The sequence below is a fragment of the Chryseobacterium hagamense genome (assembly GCF_007991455.1).
GTDB classification, from domain to species: domain Bacteria; phylum Bacteroidota; class Bacteroidia; order Flavobacteriales; family Weeksellaceae; genus Chryseobacterium; species Chryseobacterium hagamense.
Genome location: NZ_BJYJ01000013.1, coordinates 91713 through 108551 on the forward strand (window position 1 = coordinate 91713; position 16839 = coordinate 108551).

Here is a 16839-nt window from a genome sequence, read left to right on the forward strand (position 1 = left end):
AAAATGAAGAAAACAGCATTGTACGACAAGCATGCCTCTCTAGGCGCTAAAATCGTACCTTTTGCAGGATTTGAAATGCCTGTACAGTATTCCGGGGTTACCGAAGAACATTTTGCCGTAAGGGAAAAGGCAGGCCTCTTTGATGTTTCCCACATGGGACAGTTTTTCATCGAAGGACCGGGCTCAAGAGAACTTCTGCAGTACGTGACCACAAACAATGTGGATGCCCTTGAAAACGGAAAAGCACAATATTCTTGTCTTCCGAATGAAAACGGAGGGATCGTGGACGACCTGATCGTCTACAGAATGGAAGACGACAAATACTTCGTGGTCGTTAATGCTTCAAACATCGATAAAGACTGGAACCATATTTCCAAATACAATACCTTCGGGGCAAAAATGACGAATGCTTCAGACGACATGTCCTTACTGGCTGTTCAGGGTCCGAAAGCAACAGAAATCCTTCAGAAACTGACGGAAACCAACCTTTCCGAAATTCCTTACTACCACTTCACCGTAGGTTCTGTGGCTGGAGTGAATGATGTGATTATTTCCAACACCGGCTACACCGGAAGCGGAGGTTTTGAAATTTATTTCAACAATGAAAATGCCGTACAACTCTGGGATGCCATCATCGAGGCCGGTGCTGAAGAAGGAATCATCCCTTGCGGACTGGCGGCGAGAGATACCCTGCGTCTTGAGAAAGGATTTTGCCTGTACGGAAACGATATCGACGATACCACTTCCCCGATTGAGGCTGGGTTGGGATGGATTACAAAATTCGATAAGGATTTTGTTTCCAAAGAAACCTTCGCTACGCAGAAAGAAGAAGGCGTGACCAGAAAGCTGGTTGGTTTCGAACTGATGGATAAAGGTGTACCGAGACACGACTACCCTGTGGTGGATGCCGAAGGCAACGTAATCGGAAAAGTAACTTCCGGTACCCAGTCGCCGATGAAAAAAGTAGGTCTGGGTCTTGCGTATGTAGACAAGCCTCACTTCAAGCTGGGTTCTGAAATCTTCATCCAGGTAAGAAACAAAAACATTCCTGCCAAAGTAGTAAAAGCACCTTTCGTATAAACATTTACCCTTACATTGTCAAAGTTCAGAATCTTTGACGAAGTGTAAGCGTTTAGAACACCCTAAAAACCTGCCTCGCTGCAGGTTTTATTTTTTCAGGAGCTTTATCCGGTTTGGAATTTATGCTGAGCCTGTCAAAGTACTGTATCTTTTTTGTTCTTACGACCTTCGGGCTTTAATAATCAAGGTTCGGTAAAAAACAAAAAAGGATGCCGTCCCTTTCCGGGCCAGGATGACCTCCTTTTCCGAACTTCCGGTCTTTTGAATGTACTTCTTACCTGCAGCAAAACTTAAAGGGTTTCGAAAACCAGTCAGGTTTGTCGTTTCCCATTAAAAAATTCCCTCTGATTAACAGGACAATCGCAGCTCTCAAAAACCTCATAGGTTTTGAAAACCTATGAGTTTTATCGTTCTTTTATCACAAAATTTACTCTGATTAATAAGATCACGGCTGATATGAAAAACGGAATCCCTCCTATTAGTGAAAATGTATCAAGCCCGGAATCCGGAAAATCCCGGACCAGAAAAAGAAATGCCAGCAACAGGATCAGAGAGAAAACCGTAATAAGCATTTTCTTCATTTTCCAGATTTTAACCTGTAAACTTATTAAGAGCAATATCTGGCAAAAGAATGAAACAAGAGCGACGGGCAACAATCTATCATCATAGGATCCTAAGAGATTCACATCCTCATCCCATATAAATTTAAAGCCGAGAATTTCATAAATGAACAAGATGCCGATCCCGTGTCCCGCACCAATGACAATGCAGCCGTTTAAAATCACGGTCAGCCAGCTTAAAAAACCCAGTGTTTTCATCACATAAAAATTTCACAGGTTTTCTGAACCCTATGAAATTTGGTTATTATTCATGAATTCCTTTAATTCTTCCAGATTCTTTTTCTCATTCCCAATAAAAATCCGGTCATCCGTCATAAAAACCGGACGTTTCAGAAAGGAATAGTGATCAAGCAATAAATCTTTAAAATCATTCTCTGTCAGGGATTTTGCATCCAATCCTCTCTGCCTGATCTGGGTGGATTTTTTGCTGAACAGGGCTTCATAAGAATTTGTTTTCCCATACATTTCGGCAAGTTCATTTCCGGTGACCGGCTCTTTCTTGATTTCCCGGATCTCCCAGCCGGTAAGGTCGAATTGCACAAGAATTTTCCGGCAGGTGTCGCAGGTTTTCAGGTAGAATACTTTTTTCATTATTATTTTCAGCCGTTTATTTACATTTCGGTTTTCAAAAGTAAGATTTAATCCAAACTTTTAAAAATTATGGATACCTTTATTCAAATTTTTAAAAGGATGGAGAACAAACCGGTTACCTTTCAGTTTATTTCAGAACCTTCGGATGTGAACTACGGGGGAAATGTACATGGCGGAAGTGTAATGAAATGGATCGATCAGGCAGGCTACGCCTGCGCTACGACCTGGAGCGGAAATTATTCCGTGACCGTCTATGTGGGCGGGATCCGTTTTTATGAGCCGATCAAGATCGGGGAAGTAGTCAAAGTGGAAGCGCAGGTCATTTATACGGGTTCATCGAGCATGCATATTTCCATCAACGTATCTTCAAGAAACCTGAAACAGCCGAAATTCGATAAGAAAACCCACTGCATCATCGTTTTTGTGGCGGTGGATGAAAACGGTAAAAAGCTTCCGGTTCCCAAATGGATCCCGGAAACGGAAGAGGAAAAGCAGCAGGAGCAGTATGCCATCCGCCTGATGCAGCTCCGGACCCAGATCGAAGACGAAATGAAACCTTTTTTATAACATGCAGCGAAAAGATTTTATCCTGCTTTCATCCCTGGGATTCCTGGGTCTGTATTCCTGTGGGATTTCTCATTCTAAAAGCAAAACAGAGACATTGGGCATTCAACTATACACCGTCCGGGACGCCATTTCCGCAGACCTGGAAAAAACATTCGAACGGCTGGCCGGCTTAGGCTTCACAAAACTTGAAATCTACGGCTACAACGGAACGTTTTTCGGGAAAACCCGGAATGAATTTCAGGCCATCCTTAAAAATACCGGACTGAAAGTCATCAGTTCCCACCACACCACCGGAATCCTTCACAACGAACGCGGAACTTTGCTGAACGGCTGGGAACAGTCGGTGGAAGACCTGCATTCGATCGGCGCGGGCTATATGGTCTGCTCCTATCTTTTTCCTGAAGAGAGAACCGGGGAAAATTACAGAAAACTTCCCGAGCTGCTGGATCAATCGGGGGAAGCAACCCGTAAAGCCGGAATCCAGTTTGCTTACCACAACCATGATTTTGAGTTTGAAAAGTTTGATGAGTCAGGCAATGTCTATGATTTTATTTTAAAGCATTCTTCCCCTGAACTGATAAAAATGGAGCTGGACCTGTACTGGATGGCCAAAGCAGGAATCGATCCTTTGGTTTATTTTGAACAGCATCCGAAACGTTTTCCGCTGTGGCACGTGAAAGACATGAAAGCCGGCTCAAAAGATTTTGCCGAAATCGGAAACGGAACCATCGACTTTAAGAAAATTTTTGAAGCCCGCGAAAAAGCAGGACTGGATTATTGGTTTTTGGAGCAGGACGCAAGCGATAAGGATATGTTTGAAAGTATCATGATAAGTAAAAAGTATATTCTTGAACATGCTTACTTTAGATAAGAACCAAGCAAAAATAAATCATGAAAAAAATGCCGTCCTTTTTTTGCCTGTTGTTTATTATTGTCCTACATGCACAAACGCACCGGTTTATATATGAACTGCAGTTAAAAATGGATTCTACCGACACCGGTTATCAGAAATACAATATGATTCTGGATATCAACCCCAAGGAAGTGAAATTTTACGGAAGAAACCTCCTGACTGCCGATTCCCTTAATAAAAAGTTTGGAAATCTGGATAACAGGCATATCGATATGACCGGACAGGTGGTGAAGAGAAAAACGAATACCGGTGAAAATGAAAATTTTATCAATATTAAATTTGGATATTATTCATTTAAAACAACCGATAAAATCAACTGGCATATTTCCGGCGAAACCAAAAAAGTCCAGCAGTATACGCTGCAGAAGGCAACGGCCGGGTTTGGAGGAAGAAACTGGATAGCCTGGTTCAGCAAGGAGATTCCCTTCAATGAGGGACCTTTTAAATTTTCAGGACTTCCGGGTCTGATTTTCGAAATTTACGATACCAGAAAAAATTTCATCTATACCCTTCTTAAAAGTGAGGAGCTGCAGGTCCAATTTTCTACAGAAGACTTTCTGGAATCCAATTTCGGCAATAAAGCCATCTCCATTACTGAGAAACAGAAGCAAAAGCTTTTAACCGAATTTTTTAACGATCCTTTTTCATTTGAAAGAACAAACTTCACCAAAAATGACACTTTGCACATCAATATCAACGGAATAGAAATTTCTACCATTGATGAACTGAATGCCCAGGTTAAAAACATGCAGGAGGTTATCAAAAAATACAATAATCCGGTTGAAATCGACAAGGCGATGCATTATAAAAATTAAAAATTATTTTTATCTTTGCCCTACAAAAGGAAATGGTGTTCTTCCTTCCCCAACCGCCTCGTTCCAAACGGGCTGATGACGCCTGATTAATAGATTATCAACCATAATTTGATCAGGAATATCATGTCTAAAATTCATCGGACTTTAAGTACAGCTTTTATACTGCATCTGCAATTATTTTTCAGGAAATACCCTTCGTTCCCTTATATCATCAAATGGCTTTTCATCAGCCTCATTATCGGCAGCCTGGTCGGAACCGTTTCTGCAGGGTTTCTCACCTCTCTGCAATGGGCGACGGATTTCAGGGAAAGCCATGTATGGATCATCATTTTTTTGCCGGTCGCCGGATTTCTGGTCGGGGCTTTGTATCATTATTTCGGTAAAGACGTTGAAGCGGGCAATAACCTTCTTCTTGAAAGCATCCATGAGCCGAAGGAGACCATTCCCCTGAAAATGGCGCCCTTCGTTTACTTAGGAACCATCGTTACCCACTTTTTTGGAGGATCGGCAGGCCGTGAAGGTACCGCGCTGCAGATGGCCGGAGCGATTGCCGACCAGCTGGCCAAACCCTTCAGGCTTGATAAAGCTGACCGGAAAGTTTTGCTTATTTCAGCAATGGCTGCAGGATTCGGTTCGGTTTTCGGAACCCCTCTGGCGGGAGCTGTTTTCGGACTGGAAGTGTTCCTGATCGGAAAGATCCGCTACCATGCTATTTTTCCGGCTTTTGCCTCCGCAATTTTAGCCGACGCCGTTACCAACTTCTGGAAGGCAAAACATACCCATTACCATATTGATTTTATTCCGAAACCTGAATTTATTCCGGTAATCTACAGCATCCTGGCAGGGATTGCCTTTGGAATCTGTGCCGCTTTATTCAGTAAACTGCTCCATAAAACCGGTATGCTCTTTAAATCCACAATAAAATATCCGCCGCTCCGTCCGGTTATCGGCGGAATCCTCGTGGCAGCTGCCGTTTTTGCCATGGGAACCCCCCGATATGCCGGACTTGGAATTCCCACCATCCTGGAATCCTTTACCCACCCCCTTCCCTTTTACGATTTTGCCTTAAAAATGATTTTTACGATTGTTACGCTTTCGGCAGGTTTTAAAGGCGGTGAAGTCACTCCGCTTTTCTTTATCGGAGCTTCCCTGGGAAGTGCTTTATCCCTGTTTATTCCGCTTCCGTACGGGCTGCTTGCAGGGATGGGATTCGTAGCCGTTTTTGCAGGAGCCACCAATACGCCGTTGGCCTGCACCCTGATGGGCATCGAACTGTTCGGAGCCGATTGCGGAGTCTATGTGGCCATTGCCTGTGTTGTCTCTTACCTGTTCTCCGGCAACAACAGCATTTATATAAAACAGAAAATCGGGGAAGCCAAAAACAGAAGGTTTGAGCATCTTGTGGATAAGAGCTTTAAGGATCTATGAGTGATGGGAGTAGGTAATGATAACAGGATTAAACTTAACATCAGTTTACACAACGGTCGTACAAGCGCAGGCGGTTTTGTACACCTAAAAAGGTGGTCTGGTAAAAGTTTTTCGTCAATCCCCTTTTCCGGCCGCCGGGTTGGATAGGTCGCCCCTACGGGGCTTATTAAATCCGTTGATTCATAGCTATTAATAGGTCGCTCCTACGGAGGTTTAAGCGCAGGCGGCTTTGTGAACCTTTAAACAGTATTATTTCGAAAGCTCTCAGAGCTTCGTGATCATAAAAAGCCCATTTCAAAAATGACAAAAACCTCCCGGAAGATCCAAGAGGCTTTTGCGTATTAAATGTGGAAATGTTTCTTTCTGATTGAAATAGGTTTAATAAACATCTTTGCAGGTATACACCTGCGGACAGGCGATATACTGTACACAGTAAAGGGGTCCTGTAACAGAGCCTGAACAACTGCATCCGCATTTTGACAGATCCGGTGTCCCGCTTACGCCTCCTGTAATGTCTCTAAGGTCTGCTTTTTTTAGTTTTTTAGCGTTTTTTAGAAAATTTTGCATTGTGATTTGGTTTTGGTTAACATTTTACGATGTTCAAAGTTAAACAAATATTCATTATTCAAAGCATAATTTAATATGAAATTTGATAATTTGTTTATTTTGTTTCAGTTATTGTTGGTATAACGTAAAAGGTATCTGAAATATTTCTTAAACAGATGAAATTATTCTGTAAATTCCAGATCTTTATCATGGGTTTCCGATAAGGTCAGGGCGGAATAGAAGGCCAGTCCGAATACGATAACCCCTACCAGAGCAGCGCTGGTAATTACCGGAAAATCCTTTTTGAAAAAGTCGAAACCAAAGATCATTACCGGAACCAGTCCCCGGACCATATTCGGAACTGTAGTGGTTGCGGTATTCCTGATATTTGTACCGAACTGTTCCGCAGCCAGCGTTACAAACATTGCCCAATAGCCTGTTCCCAGCCCCAGCCATACACAGAACATATAGTATTTTGTTTCCGAATCCGTATTCCCGAACAGCATAATCACTACGCCGATAATGGTGAAAACAAGCATATAGAAAATCGCCATTTTCCGGGACTTCAGAAAGTGTGAAATAAACCCGCTGGCTAAATCGCCGACGGAAATCCCTATATAAGCCCACATAATCGCTTTGCCGGGATTAAGACCGGCAATGCCCATTTCCGGAGCAAACTGGTTGGCCAATACCGCTAAAATCCCGATGCAGTACCAGGTGGGGAGGCCGACCGCAATACATTTCAGGTACCGGGTCAGACGGTTTCTATCGGTAAAAAATGAAAGAAAATTCCCTTTGGAGACCGATTGATGCTCTATATTTTTGTAAATCCCGGATTCGGAAACGCTGATCCTGAGGAAAAGCAGCATGATCCCCAGGACGCCCCCGATCATATACGATATATTCCATCCGCCGGCCAGTTCTACCGTCAGCTGGGCAACCACGGCTCCCATCAGGCCGAAACCGGCTACCACGGAGGTGCCGATGGCCCTTAAATTTTTTGGAAGGCTTTCGGAAACCAGTGTGATTCCGGCCCCGAGCTCTCCGGCAAGACCGATCCCGGCAATAAACCGTAAGCCTGCATATTGGTAGACCAGATGCTCTCTCGGAAAATAGGGCAGGAAACCGCAGGCAATATTGGCGAGGGAATACACAAGGATCGACCCGAACAGTACGGAAAGCCGCCCCTTTTTATCCCCGAAGATCCCCCAGAAAATTCCGCCGATCAGCAGACCGATCATCTGGGCGTTCAGGATAAAGGTTCCATCGGTATCCGGATTGAGGCCCAGCGCTTTCAGACTCGGAATCCTGACAATGCCGAACAGCAGCAGGTCGTAAATATCTACAAAATATCCCAGAGCGGAAATGATCACGGGAATCGAAAAAATGTACTTCATTTTTGAAGACAGGGCGGGTTCCTGCATGGTACTTTAAATTTTGCTAAAAATAAAAATTAATTTCAATCGTCCGGCACTTTAATTCATGATTAAATGAATTTAATTTAAAAACAATGATCCGTTGATATTTTTAATTTTTAAATCAATATTTTGTGTCTTTCTTCTACCCTTTCTTCGATAAAGTTAATGCTGCCCGGAAATCTTTAAAAGAATTCAAAAATCGTTTTTTTAAATCAAAAAATATATTTAACATTGTAAAAAATTAAACAAATTATTGTTTTCAAAATACAGAGAACAATAGTCAAATCTCTGCGATCATCATTCGGAATATGATCAGCTAGGAAATAAAATATTTAAACATGGAGTATGCTGTAGTACGTAATGCAGCCGAAAAATGAATAAATACGCCTGCAGGCAGCACCCATAAGGATCTGATGTGCCTAAACTCCGATCTGATATTAATTATAAAACATTACAAAATGAAAAAACAGCTAAAGTCTTTACAAGGCAAGAAATTGAATTCCAATGACATGATTTCCGTGAAAGGAGGAAAAAAGGCTCTTGAGCCGACCAAAACCATGGTTCTTACCAACAGCAACGGGCATACCTCGGATGACGGATCAACAGATGATTCAGACTGGGCTTCCGGTTCAGATTTATAAGTATGACGATCCTGAAAAAAGCAGAAAGCCAATTTTTATTGGCTTTCGTTTCTTTGGTCCTGCTGGTCTCATGCTCCGGTTATCATGCAACGGCCTCCGATTGGCATGGGGAGAATGACAGTTACCGTTATTTGTTTACCAGTAACGATCATGATGTTAAATTTCACAGCTATGGCGGACGGCATCTGGTCCACAGGGTATTTTACAGAAAATATGGAAAGCTGGTCTTTACCTATTATGACCGGTTAAGGCAAATTAAAAAGGAAAAAGGAAACGATGTGTATTACAGTCTGTTTATCGTAAAAAAGATCCCGGATGACATTCTGCGGAAAAATGATACGGTAACGGTGAAACTTTACCATAAGAAAATCATCAGCTTCAGCGAAAATGCCGGACAGGGAAGGAAAAAAATCTATAAAAGGTATTTTACTTCCGGTAATGCGAACTATCTCTTCATTGGAGAATATAAAAGATTTTATAAGGATGAGCCTGCGATTTATGAACGCCATATGTCTCAGGAAATGGAAGGATTGGAATTATGACTGAAATTTTAATTATCTCAAAAGCGGACCTGGAACTCACTACCAACAGCGTATGCGACTGGCTGAACCATTACGGAGTTCCTTTTATAAGACTGAATGTGGATCAGATCTCCGATCCTGCCTGTTATGACGTTTTTATTCATGTCAATACACACAAGCTGGAGATTTTTGATAAGATAAATCATAAGAAAATCGATCTTGAAAAGATAAAGGTTGTCTGGTGCAGAAGGTTCATCGATCTGGTGTACGATCAGGTAATCCGAAAGGAAAATGAAATTGATGAAAACGTACTTAAGTTTGCCAAGTTTCATGCCGCAGAGCGAAACCGGTTCTTAAGGATCCTCTATGATTTTTATCCGGAATGGAAGTGGTTCGACTACTACAAAGATTCACTTAAAATCGACAAAATCGAAGTTCTGGGACTGGCTGAGAAGTATGGGCTGACGATTCCTGAAACCTATATTGCCAACAGCAGGGAATCTTTGCGTAAAGTTACCGATCTGAATAAAAACCTGATTACAAAGCCTATTTTCGAGGGCATTACCTTTGCCGATACTAAAGGAATGTATGGTACCCACACCCAAATTGTAAAAGACGGTAACATCAAAGAATTCACGCCCTCTTTATTCCAGGAAAACATCAGGAAAAGGTTTGAGCTGAGAATATTCTGTCTGAACCGTAAATTCTACGCAATGGCCATTTTTTCATCCAAAAACAGCCAGACCCGGACGGATTTCAGGAATTACGATATTTTCAATCCGAACCGGTGTGTGCCTTATGAACTGCCACAGACGATCAGAGAAAGCCTGATCTATCTGATGGACGATCTGAATCTTTCCTCGGGATCCATCGATATGATTAAGGATATGGACGGAAGATATGTCTTTTTAGAAATCAACCCTGTAGGGCAATTCGGGATGGTTTCCCTGCCTTGCAATTACCATCTGGAAAAAGAAGTTGCCGAATTTTTAATCCAACAGAGAACGTATGCCTGATTATTTAAAGAAGATTATTAAAAAGAACAGGGGATCCTATATCGTAAGAGATCTGAACAGGCTGTTCAGCCCCAATGAAAAACTTCCGGATTACCGGGACTGCAATATAAAGTCTTCTCTGCAGAACGGATCCCGAATTTACCTGAGTAAAAAATTTTATAAAAAAATAGCCAAGTTTTGATGTCATCCGATACCATCTATAAACTGTACGCGGACATTATCCCTGTTAAAGGATACTCCCGTTCGATCCTGTTTGATATGACAAAAAACAGATATTGGTATATTCCCAATGAGCTGTACGGGATTCTTGTCAAAGAGATCGATTTTCAAAACCTGTCCGAACGCTATCCTCAGGACCGTAAAACATTGAAGGAATATAAAAAGTTTCTACAGGACAATGATCTCATTTTCGAAATTCTTCATGACGAAATCCATGCCTTCCCGTCAATACAGATGGACTGGCATAAACCAGGCAGCATTACCAATATGATCATTGATATTGGTTCTGAAACGTCTTTCGATTTATTATCAACAATCAGTGGGGAGTTCGGAAAACTGGGTTTGGAAGCAGTCCTGTTCCGCTGTTTTTCAGAAGAAAGATTAAGGGAGCTTAAGAAATATATGATTTCCCTGAATGATGATCCCCTTAACCGGCTGTGTGATATCCAGCTTGAAATCAGCCTGCCGGAAAAATCCCATCCGCAGAAAACAGGCGCTGACCTCATACAAATTGCCAGGCTGCCCATTGTCAGTACGGTAACCGTTTATACTTTAAGCCGGAAATTATTAAAGAACCCGATAGAATCCGGCAAGATTCACTACCTGGAAAAATCCGTAAAAGGACCGGAAAGCTGCGGAACCATACAGGGGAATATTGATGCGATAAACCTGGATATCATTTCGGAATCGATGCATCATAACTCCTGCCTCAACTGCAAGCTTTCGATTGACGCTTCGGGAAACATCAAGAATTGCCCTTCCATGAAGCAGAGCTTTGGAAATATCGCAGATACAACCCTGGAAGCGGGCCTCCGCCATCAAGATTTCAAACGGTACTGGAATATGACCAAAGATGATATTGAAGGCTGTAAAGATTGTGAATTCCGGTATGTCTGCACCGATTGCAGGGCATATACGGAACAGACGCATACGGATGAAGCAGGCCTTGATCTTTCAAAGCCCTTGAAATGCGGCTATGACCCTTACACCGGCGAATGGGAAGAATGGAGCACCCACCCTTTAAAACAAAAAGCAATTCAATATTATGAAATGGATAAATAGATTTAAAATCATCCTCTTTACGGTTCTGTTTTCGAATACGATAGATGCACAGAGCTATAAAATTAACTACCGGATGAATTACAGAACCGATTCCCTGTCTGAAGAAATGCAGACAAAGGATATGGTGCTGCTGATTAAAGGGAAAGAATCCAGGTTCTGTTCCCGGGATCAGTACCTGAACGATTCCTTGATCATTGAAAAAGAAAAAGCAGGAGAAGAGGTCCGGAAAAAATACGATTATCAGTGGATGGTCATCAAAGACAACCGGCAAAAAAAGATGTACCGGTTTACCGTTCTGCTCAGGGATCTTTACCGGATCACAGAAAAAAGCCCGCCGTTTAAATGGGAAATTACCAGAGACGTCAAAAAAATCGGGGACTATACCTGTCAGAAAGCAGTACTCACCTATTCAGGCCGCCTCTGGGAAGCCTGGTTTACCACCGACGTCGCTTTGCAGAACGGCCCTTATGTGTTTGACGGTCTTCCGGGGTTAATCATTTCCATGAAAGATTCAAAAAACAATTATCAGTTTTCTCTCACCGCCATCCGGAAAGAAGAAAATATCCAGGTGTCTTATTTTTCCACCAAACCTTTAGATATTACCCAAAAGCAGTGGATAAAAGTTCAGCAAGACTATTACAATGACCCGTACCGTGAAATGAAATCAGGAAATGTAAAAGTGCTCTGGCAGGACGCCAACGGAAAAAAATTCGTCCCGGATTATAAAGAGCTGACGAAAACCGAGCAGCAATACCTTAAGAAAAATAATAATCCAATAGAATTGTCTTATGCCATCCACTATCCTTAAAATATATTGACAAGGATTTGAGTTTACTGACAGCAAGAAATAAAAAAAGCATCCTACCGGAATGCTTTTTTTATGCTATGATTTTAATCCGAAAACAAATGATTAAATCAGTTTATAATCAATCCATTGAAACGAATATCAATAGCTTCGGAGTTTAATAACTCTCATCTTGCCGGAACAAATAAACGGTTCACGGTTCTGACAGGACTTCATCCTATCCTGTACTAAGCCATCCCTTCAGGATTTTAAAACGATCTAAATAAAATAACCAGGCCCGATGATTCAGGATTAAATAAGAATTCTTTGGATAGATCGAACAATAATATAATCAGCTTGCTGATCAAGATCTTTGACTCTATGTCTGACAAGAGAAACTTCCGACATCCGGCTTCCTGCTTCAGGCCTATTAATCCAGACCCTTCGTCGAGCTCACGTTAAACTTATCAAAAGGATAAAGGCTGGCATTAAAAATTACGGTAATATGCTTCGTTTTAATAAACAAAAAACCTCCCAATTTCTTGAGAGGTTTTTTCAATATTCTGAGGGTCCTTTATCTTGCAATGTTTACCGCCCTGGTTTCCCGGATAACGGTTACTTTTACCTGTCCCGGATAGGTCAGTTCATTCTGGATCTTTTCAGAAATGTCATAGGATAGCTGGGAAGCAACTTCGTCATTTACTTTTCCGCTTTCTACCATTACTCTGAGTTCTCTACCGGCCTGGATCGCATAAGCTGAAGATACGCCGTCGAAGCTTAAGGCGGCAGATTCAAGATCTTTCAGCCTCTGGATGTAAGACTCCAGTACCTGTCTTCTGGCACCCGGTCTTGCTCCGGAAATCGCATCGGCCACCTGAATGATCGGTGATAACAATGAAGTCATTTCCACTTCGTCGTGGTGGGCTCCGATGGCATTGATAACTTCCGCATTTTCACCGTATTTCTCAGCCCACTGCATTCCCAGTAAAGCGTGAGGAAGTTCGGATTCCTGCTCAGGAACCTTACCGATATCGTGTAAAAGACCTGCTCTCTTCGCTAATTTCACGTTCAATCCCAATTCAGCGGCCATGGTTGCCGCAATGTTGGCAACTTCTCTGGAGTGCTGCAGCAAGTTTTGTCCGTAAGAAGAACGGTATTTCATCCGACCTACGATTTTGATCAGTTCAGGATGTAATCCGTGGATTCCGAGATCGATGATCGTTCTCTTTCCTACCTCAATGATTTCCTCTTCGATCTGCTTTCTTGTTTTCTCAACGACTTCCTCGATTCTTGCCGGGTGGATTCTTCCGTCCGTTACCAGGCGGTGAAGCGATAATCTGGCGATCTCTCTCCTTACCGGATCGAAACATGAAAGAAGGATGGCTTCAGGGGTATCGTCAACGATAATCTCTACACCGGTAACGGCTTCCAGCGCACGGATGTTTCTACCTTCCCTGCCGATAATTCTACCTTTCACCTCGTCGGACTCGATGTTGAATACCGAAACCGAGTTTTCGATCGCCTGTTCCGTTCCGATTCTCTGGATCGTCTGAATAACGATTTTTCTCGCTTCGCCTTTCGCGTTAAGCTGGGCTTCCTCCATGATGCTCTGAACATGCGCCTGTGCTCTGGTCTTTGCTTCCGCTTTCAACGATTCTACCAGTTCTGCTTTTGCTTCTTCCGCAGAGTAATTGGATATTTTTTCCAGGATTTCAACTTTCCTAGCTGTGGCAACGTCAAGCTCCTGCTGTTTTCTTTCCAGAATCTCCGTTTTTTTCGCGTAATCGCCGATCTGCTTGTCAAGATCTTTTTCAAGTTTCCCTACTTTGCTGAGCTCGTCGTTCAGCTTGTGTTCCTTGTCTTTGATTCTTTTTTCCACTTCCTGCATTTTCTTTTCGCGGGACTGGATGTCTGCATCATGCTGGGATTTCAGCTCAAGGAATTTTTCCTTGGCCTGGATGTTTTTTTCTTTCTTTATGGATTCGGCTTGTACGTTGGCTTTCTCTATTAGGTTCTCAGCATTTTTCTTTGCATCATCTATAATAAATTTTGCCTTGGTATTCAGTGAACTTTTGGAAAAAAGCATTCCTGCCGCTGCACCGATGACCAAACAAATTACGCCGACTATAATGGCTGTTGTCATATCTATATATAAGTTTTAATTGTCCTCAATTTTGCATAAAAAAGCCTACAACAATTCAAAGATTGAGAGTAAACTCCTAATCAACACGATTTGAACTGATTTCCACTGTCTGTAATCCGGAGAACCGGCACGCCATTCGATGGACATTTGTTCGGTAATTGTTTAGCGTTGAGTTTACCTTTAATGTGTTAGAATCATTGTAGGCAGTTGGCCGGGAAAAAAAATCTATTTCCCTGTTTCATTCAACGATTGATTGATTTTTGCCAATCTTTCGTTGGTAGATTGTATCGTTTTATCGTAGTTCAAAGACACCACTTCGGCATTGGTTCCCAGTTTCAGGGCACACATGGCCAAAGCATCCTGCTTGTCTCTCACATCGAAATTCTGTTCAAAATCCTTAATCATATTTTCAATCTGCTTCCCGACTTTACGCAGCGTTTCTTCTTCTGCTGCCGGTACATTCAGCGGATATACCCTTCCGGCGATGTTAATGGTTATTCTTCTTACCTCCATTATAATCCACTGTTTTGAAGCTGGGCAATACAGAAATCTATTTCTTTTACCAATCGGTTGATGTGGTTTTTCATCAGCCGGTTATGTTCAGGATTTCCGGATATTGCCGAATACAATTTTATATTTTTTTGTTCTTCTGCTAATACCTGATTTTTTCTTCTTTCCTCATCATATTTCTTCTTCAGTGCTTCATGCTCAACATTCAGTTCAGAAAATTCTTCAGTAAGATTTTTATAACTTTTCTGTAATTGTAAAATCTTTTTCTCTAATTCTGAAAAATGGTTTTCTAAATCTTGAAGCATTTCAGGTTTTCGTATATTCTAACTGTTAGCAAAAATAACAAAATATTAATACTAACAAAAATAAAACGGTCTATATTTTGACGCAAAACAAAAAAGGAGATGCAAACCGCACCTCCTTTCTCTGTTTTAAAGCTTATTCTTATTCGAATTTCAGAACGAAGAAGATGGCTCTTGTCTGTAAAGTGGACATGGCAGACGTCCAGTACGGAGGCGTTGTTGCATTGTCCGCTACGATTTCGTTATTCATGATGAAGGTTCCTCTTACCGCCGGCGTCAGCTTAAACTTGTTGAAGTAAAACTGAATCCCCATTTCGGCAGACCATGCAAAATTATGCGTGGTAGAACGGAACACCTGCTGAAGGTTGTCATCCGTAGAGCTGGAGTTGGACTGAAGGTTCACGATATAGTTTACCCCTGCCGCAATATAAGGCCTGGAATTGTACCATCGCTGGCCGTGAAGCTCCAGTAATACCGGAACATCTACCAGCGTACTTTTGATATCCCTCACCCTGTCTTTTTCCTGTAAAGGGATCGGAATGAAAGGATCGTTCGTTAAAGTACCCGCTGCATACTGGTCGTTGGACTGTGTATTAAAAGTCAACTGTCTCTGGCCGAACTGTAACCCCGGTTCCAACCGTACATCCAGATAATCGTTCAGTCTCCATTTCGCGATAAGACCGGCTCCGAAACTGTAACTCTCCTTGGATGACACCAGGTTCTGATTATTGTTCATGCCGTATCTCGGATTCAGAACGATACGGTAGTCCAGCCTGTTACCGTTCAGATAAAAACCCCAGCTGAATTTCTGCTCGTCGAAATCTTCCAGCTTATCCATTCTGTTACGGGTTCTGAATTGCGCGTTCGCTAAAACGGCAACGTTTACTGACGCTAAAACCAGTGCTCTTAATAAAAATTTATTCATAGGGTTACTTTGTTGCTTTATAAATTGTGGCTATACCTAAACTTAGTTTTTTATATTCAACTTTTTTAAATCCTGTATCTAAAAGAATTTGTCTCATCTTTTCCCCGAAAGGAAAAGCGTTTACAGAATCCGGAAGGTATGTATATGCCCTGTTATCTTTGGAAACCAGTCTGCCGATGGCAGGTAGAATGTTTTTGAAATAAAACATATACAATGGCCCCATAACCCCTTCAACTTTTGAAAACTCCAGTATATAAACACTCTTGTTATCTTTAACTACTCTTCTCAACTCTGCCAAACCTTTGGTAAGGTTTTCGAAATTCCTTACTCCAAATGCAACGGATACGGCATCGAATCTATTGTCCTCATAAGGTAAATTCTCTGCATCGCCTTTTTGCATGGAAATTTTGCCGTCTAATTTAAGTTTTTTTATTTTAATAACGCCAACATTTAACATTTGTTGCGATAAATCCAAACCAATCACCCGGGAACCAGTTCCCTTTTCGATGGCGATGGCCAGATCTCCCGTTCCGGTAGCCACATCCAGCACTTCCTGCGGCTGATCCTTTTTCATCCACTTCACCAGGGTGTTTCTCCATAAAACATCAATTTTCAGGGAAAGCACACGATTCAGAACATCGTATTTCGGTGCAATATTGTCGAACATATCCTCTACCTGACTCTTCTTCGTAGCGTCGGAATTGTAGGGTGTAATTTTGGTAATATCTTTTGTCAAAA

Annotated in this window: 19 protein-coding genes and 1 riboswitch; of the genes, 11 read left to right on the forward strand and 8 right to left on the reverse strand. The window is 42.0% G+C overall.

Annotated features, from left to right (window positions below; translation table 11 throughout):
- The first annotated feature begins 3 nt into the window (after positions 1-3).
- Complete coding sequence (gcvT, locus tag CHA01nite_RS12530) at positions 4-1080, forward strand: glycine cleavage system aminomethyltransferase GcvT (protein ID WP_146941843.1); 1077 nt, start codon at positions 4-6, stop codon at positions 1078-1080.
- A gap of 848 nt (positions 1081-1928) precedes the next feature.
- Here the strand turns inward: gcvT and CHA01nite_RS12535 are convergent.
- The gene (locus CHA01nite_RS12535; protein ID WP_146941845.1) at positions 1929-2291 is read right to left on the reverse strand and encodes an arsenate reductase family protein; all 363 of its coding nucleotides are present in this window, start codon (positions 2289-2291) and stop codon (positions 1929-1931) included.
- 99 nt (positions 2292-2390) lie between these two features.
- On the opposite strand from CHA01nite_RS12535, the gene CHA01nite_RS12540 reads away from it, so the two are divergent.
- The 4 genes from CHA01nite_RS12540 (at position 2391) to CHA01nite_RS12555 (ending at position 6014) form a co-directional block, all read left to right on the forward strand.
- Entirely contained in the window at positions 2391-2858 is a 468-nt protein-coding gene (locus CHA01nite_RS12540; protein ID WP_146941847.1) for an acyl-CoA thioesterase, read from the forward strand.
- Between the two features lies 1 nt (position 2859).
- Positions 2860-3729, forward strand: coding sequence for a sugar phosphate isomerase/epimerase family protein (locus tag CHA01nite_RS12545; protein WP_146941849.1), 870 nt, complete (start codon positions 2860-2862; stop codon positions 3727-3729).
- Between the two features lie 29 nt (positions 3730-3758).
- Entirely contained in the window at positions 3759-4586 is an 828-nt protein-coding gene (locus CHA01nite_RS12550; protein WP_146941851.1) for a GLPGLI family protein, read from the forward strand.
- Positions 4587-4605: 19 nt separating this feature from the next.
- Positions 4606-4678, forward strand: a riboswitch (Fluoride riboswitch).
- Between the two features lie 31 nt (positions 4679-4709).
- Positions 4710-6014, forward strand: coding sequence for a voltage-gated chloride channel family protein (locus CHA01nite_RS12555; RefSeq protein WP_146941853.1), 1305 nt, complete (start codon positions 4710-4712; stop codon positions 6012-6014).
- Positions 6015-6392: 378 nt separating this feature from the next.
- Here the strand turns inward: CHA01nite_RS12555 and CHA01nite_RS12560 are convergent, their stop codons facing one another.
- Together CHA01nite_RS12560 and CHA01nite_RS12565 are read right to left on the reverse strand one after the other, a co-directional pair.
- A complete protein-coding gene (locus CHA01nite_RS12560) occupies positions 6393-6581 on the reverse strand; it encodes a hypothetical protein (protein ID WP_146941855.1) in 189 nt (62 codons plus the stop codon).
- 161 nt (positions 6582-6742) lie between these two features.
- The gene (locus CHA01nite_RS12565; RefSeq protein ID WP_146941857.1) at positions 6743-7984 is read right to left on the reverse strand and encodes an MFS transporter; all 1242 of its coding nucleotides are present in this window, start codon (positions 7982-7984) and stop codon (positions 6743-6745) included.
- Between the two features lie 452 nt (positions 7985-8436).
- On the opposite strand from CHA01nite_RS12565, the gene CHA01nite_RS12570 reads away from it, so the two are divergent.
- Genes CHA01nite_RS12570 through CHA01nite_RS12595 form a run of 6 tightly spaced genes read left to right on the forward strand, consistent with a single transcriptional unit; the run spans position 8437 to position 12245 of the window.
- The gene (locus tag CHA01nite_RS12570; protein WP_146941859.1) at positions 8437-8619 is read left to right on the forward strand and encodes a hypothetical protein; all 183 of its coding nucleotides are present in this window, start codon (positions 8437-8439) and stop codon (positions 8617-8619) included.
- 2 nt (positions 8620-8621) lie between these two features.
- The gene (locus tag CHA01nite_RS12575; protein WP_146941861.1) at positions 8622-9161 is read left to right on the forward strand and encodes a hypothetical protein; all 540 of its coding nucleotides are present in this window, start codon (positions 8622-8624) and stop codon (positions 9159-9161) included.
- The gene (gene gwsG, locus CHA01nite_RS12580) at positions 9158-10156 is read left to right on the forward strand and encodes a grasp-with-spasm system ATP-grasp peptide maturase (protein ID WP_146941863.1); all 999 of its coding nucleotides are present in this window, start codon (positions 9158-9160) and stop codon (positions 10154-10156) included. The genes CHA01nite_RS12575 and gwsG overlap by 4 nt, the downstream gene beginning before the upstream one ends.
- Positions 10149-10337 carry a hypothetical protein gene (locus CHA01nite_RS12585; RefSeq protein WP_146941865.1) on the forward strand — a complete coding sequence of 63 codons (189 nt, stop codon included), beginning with the start codon at positions 10149-10151 and terminating at the stop codon, positions 10335-10337. Before gwsG ends, CHA01nite_RS12585 begins: the two co-directional genes overlap by 8 nt.
- Positions 10337-11437, forward strand: coding sequence for a grasp-with-spasm system SPASM domain peptide maturase (gwsS, locus tag CHA01nite_RS12590; RefSeq protein WP_146941867.1), 1101 nt, complete (start codon positions 10337-10339; stop codon positions 11435-11437). The genes CHA01nite_RS12585 and gwsS overlap by 1 nt, the downstream gene beginning before the upstream one ends.
- On the forward strand, positions 11421-12245 hold the full coding sequence (locus CHA01nite_RS12595) for a GLPGLI family protein (RefSeq protein ID WP_146941870.1): 825 nt from the start codon (positions 11421-11423) through the stop codon (positions 12243-12245). Before gwsS ends, CHA01nite_RS12595 begins: the two co-directional genes overlap by 17 nt.
- 550 nt (positions 12246-12795) lie before the next feature.
- On the opposite strand, the gene rny is transcribed toward CHA01nite_RS12595, so the two are convergent.
- The 5 genes from rny to ubiE form a co-directional block, all read right to left on the reverse strand.
- Complete coding sequence (gene rny / locus CHA01nite_RS12600; protein WP_146941872.1) at positions 12796-14364, reverse strand: ribonuclease Y; 1569 nt, start codon at positions 14362-14364, stop codon at positions 12796-12798.
- Positions 14365-14589: 225 nt separating this feature from the next.
- Positions 14590-14877: a cell division protein ZapA gene (locus tag CHA01nite_RS12605; RefSeq protein WP_146941874.1), complete on the reverse strand. Its 288-nt coding sequence runs from the start codon at positions 14875-14877 to the stop codon at positions 14590-14592.
- Complete coding sequence (locus CHA01nite_RS12610; RefSeq protein WP_146941876.1) at positions 14877-15179, reverse strand: hypothetical protein; 303 nt, start codon at positions 15177-15179, stop codon at positions 14877-14879. The genes CHA01nite_RS12605 and CHA01nite_RS12610 overlap by 1 nt, the downstream gene beginning before the upstream one ends.
- Positions 15180-15318: 139 nt before the next feature.
- Positions 15319-16101: a type IX secretion/gliding motility protein PorT/SprT gene (gene porT / locus CHA01nite_RS12615; protein ID WP_146941878.1), complete on the reverse strand. Its 783-nt coding sequence runs from the start codon at positions 16099-16101 to the stop codon at positions 15319-15321.
- 4 nt (positions 16102-16105) lie between these two features.
- Positions 16106-16837, reverse strand: coding sequence for a bifunctional demethylmenaquinone methyltransferase/2-methoxy-6-polyprenyl-1,4-benzoquinol methylase UbiE (gene ubiE / locus CHA01nite_RS12620; RefSeq protein ID WP_146941880.1), 732 nt, complete (start codon positions 16835-16837; stop codon positions 16106-16108).
- Between the last annotated feature and the right edge of the window lie 2 nt (positions 16838-16839).

What these genes read in the sequence shown, in the direction of transcription:
- CHA01nite_RS12550 (WP_146941851.1), top strand. Translation starts at nt 3,759, where the DNA reads ATGCCGTCCTTTTTTTGCCTGTTGTTTATTATTGTCCTACATGCACAA.
- gwsG (WP_146941863.1), top strand. Translation starts at nt 9,158, where the DNA reads ATGACTGAAATTTTAATTATCTCAAAAGCGGACCTGGAACTCACTACC.
- CHA01nite_RS12585 (WP_146941865.1), top strand. Translation starts at nt 10,149, where the DNA reads ATGCCTGATTATTTAAAGAAGATTATTAAAAAGAACAGGGGATCCTAT.
- CHA01nite_RS12540 (WP_146941847.1), top strand. Translation starts at nt 2,391, where the DNA reads ATGGAGAACAAACCGGTTACCTTTCAGTTTATTTCAGAACCTTCGGAT.
- CHA01nite_RS12555 (WP_146941853.1), top strand. Translation starts at nt 4,710, where the DNA reads ATGTCTAAAATTCATCGGACTTTAAGTACAGCTTTTATACTGCATCTG.
- CHA01nite_RS12570 (WP_146941859.1), top strand. Translation starts at nt 8,437, where the DNA reads ATGAAAAAACAGCTAAAGTCTTTACAAGGCAAGAAATTGAATTCCAAT.
- CHA01nite_RS12610 (WP_146941876.1), bottom strand. Translation starts at nt 15,179, where the DNA reads ATGCTTCAAGATTTAGAAAACCATTTTTCAGAATTAGAGAAAAAGATT.
- CHA01nite_RS12560 (WP_146941855.1), bottom strand. Translation starts at nt 6,581, where the DNA reads ATGCAAAATTTTCTAAAAAACGCTAAAAAACTAAAAAAAGCAGACCTT.
- CHA01nite_RS12565 (WP_146941857.1), bottom strand. Translation starts at nt 7,984, where the DNA reads ATGCAGGAACCCGCCCTGTCTTCAAAAATGAAGTACATTTTTTCGATT.
- CHA01nite_RS12575 (WP_146941861.1), top strand. Translation starts at nt 8,622, where the DNA reads ATGACGATCCTGAAAAAAGCAGAAAGCCAATTTTTATTGGCTTTCGTT.
- gwsS (WP_146941867.1), top strand. Translation starts at nt 10,337, where the DNA reads ATGTCATCCGATACCATCTATAAACTGTACGCGGACATTATCCCTGTT.
- CHA01nite_RS12545 (WP_146941849.1), top strand. Translation starts at nt 2,860, where the DNA reads ATGCAGCGAAAAGATTTTATCCTGCTTTCATCCCTGGGATTCCTGGGT.
- rny (WP_146941872.1), bottom strand. Translation starts at nt 14,364, where the DNA reads ATGACAACAGCCATTATAGTCGGCGTAATTTGTTTGGTCATCGGTGCA.
- porT (WP_146941878.1), bottom strand. Translation starts at nt 16,101, where the DNA reads ATGAATAAATTTTTATTAAGAGCACTGGTTTTAGCGTCAGTAAACGTT.
- CHA01nite_RS12605 (WP_146941874.1), bottom strand. Translation starts at nt 14,877, where the DNA reads ATGGAGGTAAGAAGAATAACCATTAACATCGCCGGAAGGGTATATCCG.
- CHA01nite_RS12535 (WP_146941845.1), bottom strand. Translation starts at nt 2,291, where the DNA reads ATGAAAAAAGTATTCTACCTGAAAACCTGCGACACCTGCCGGAAAATT.
- CHA01nite_RS12595 (WP_146941870.1), top strand. Translation starts at nt 11,421, where the DNA reads ATGAAATGGATAAATAGATTTAAAATCATCCTCTTTACGGTTCTGTTT.
- gcvT (WP_146941843.1), top strand. Translation starts at nt 4, where the DNA reads ATGAAGAAAACAGCATTGTACGACAAGCATGCCTCTCTAGGCGCTAAA.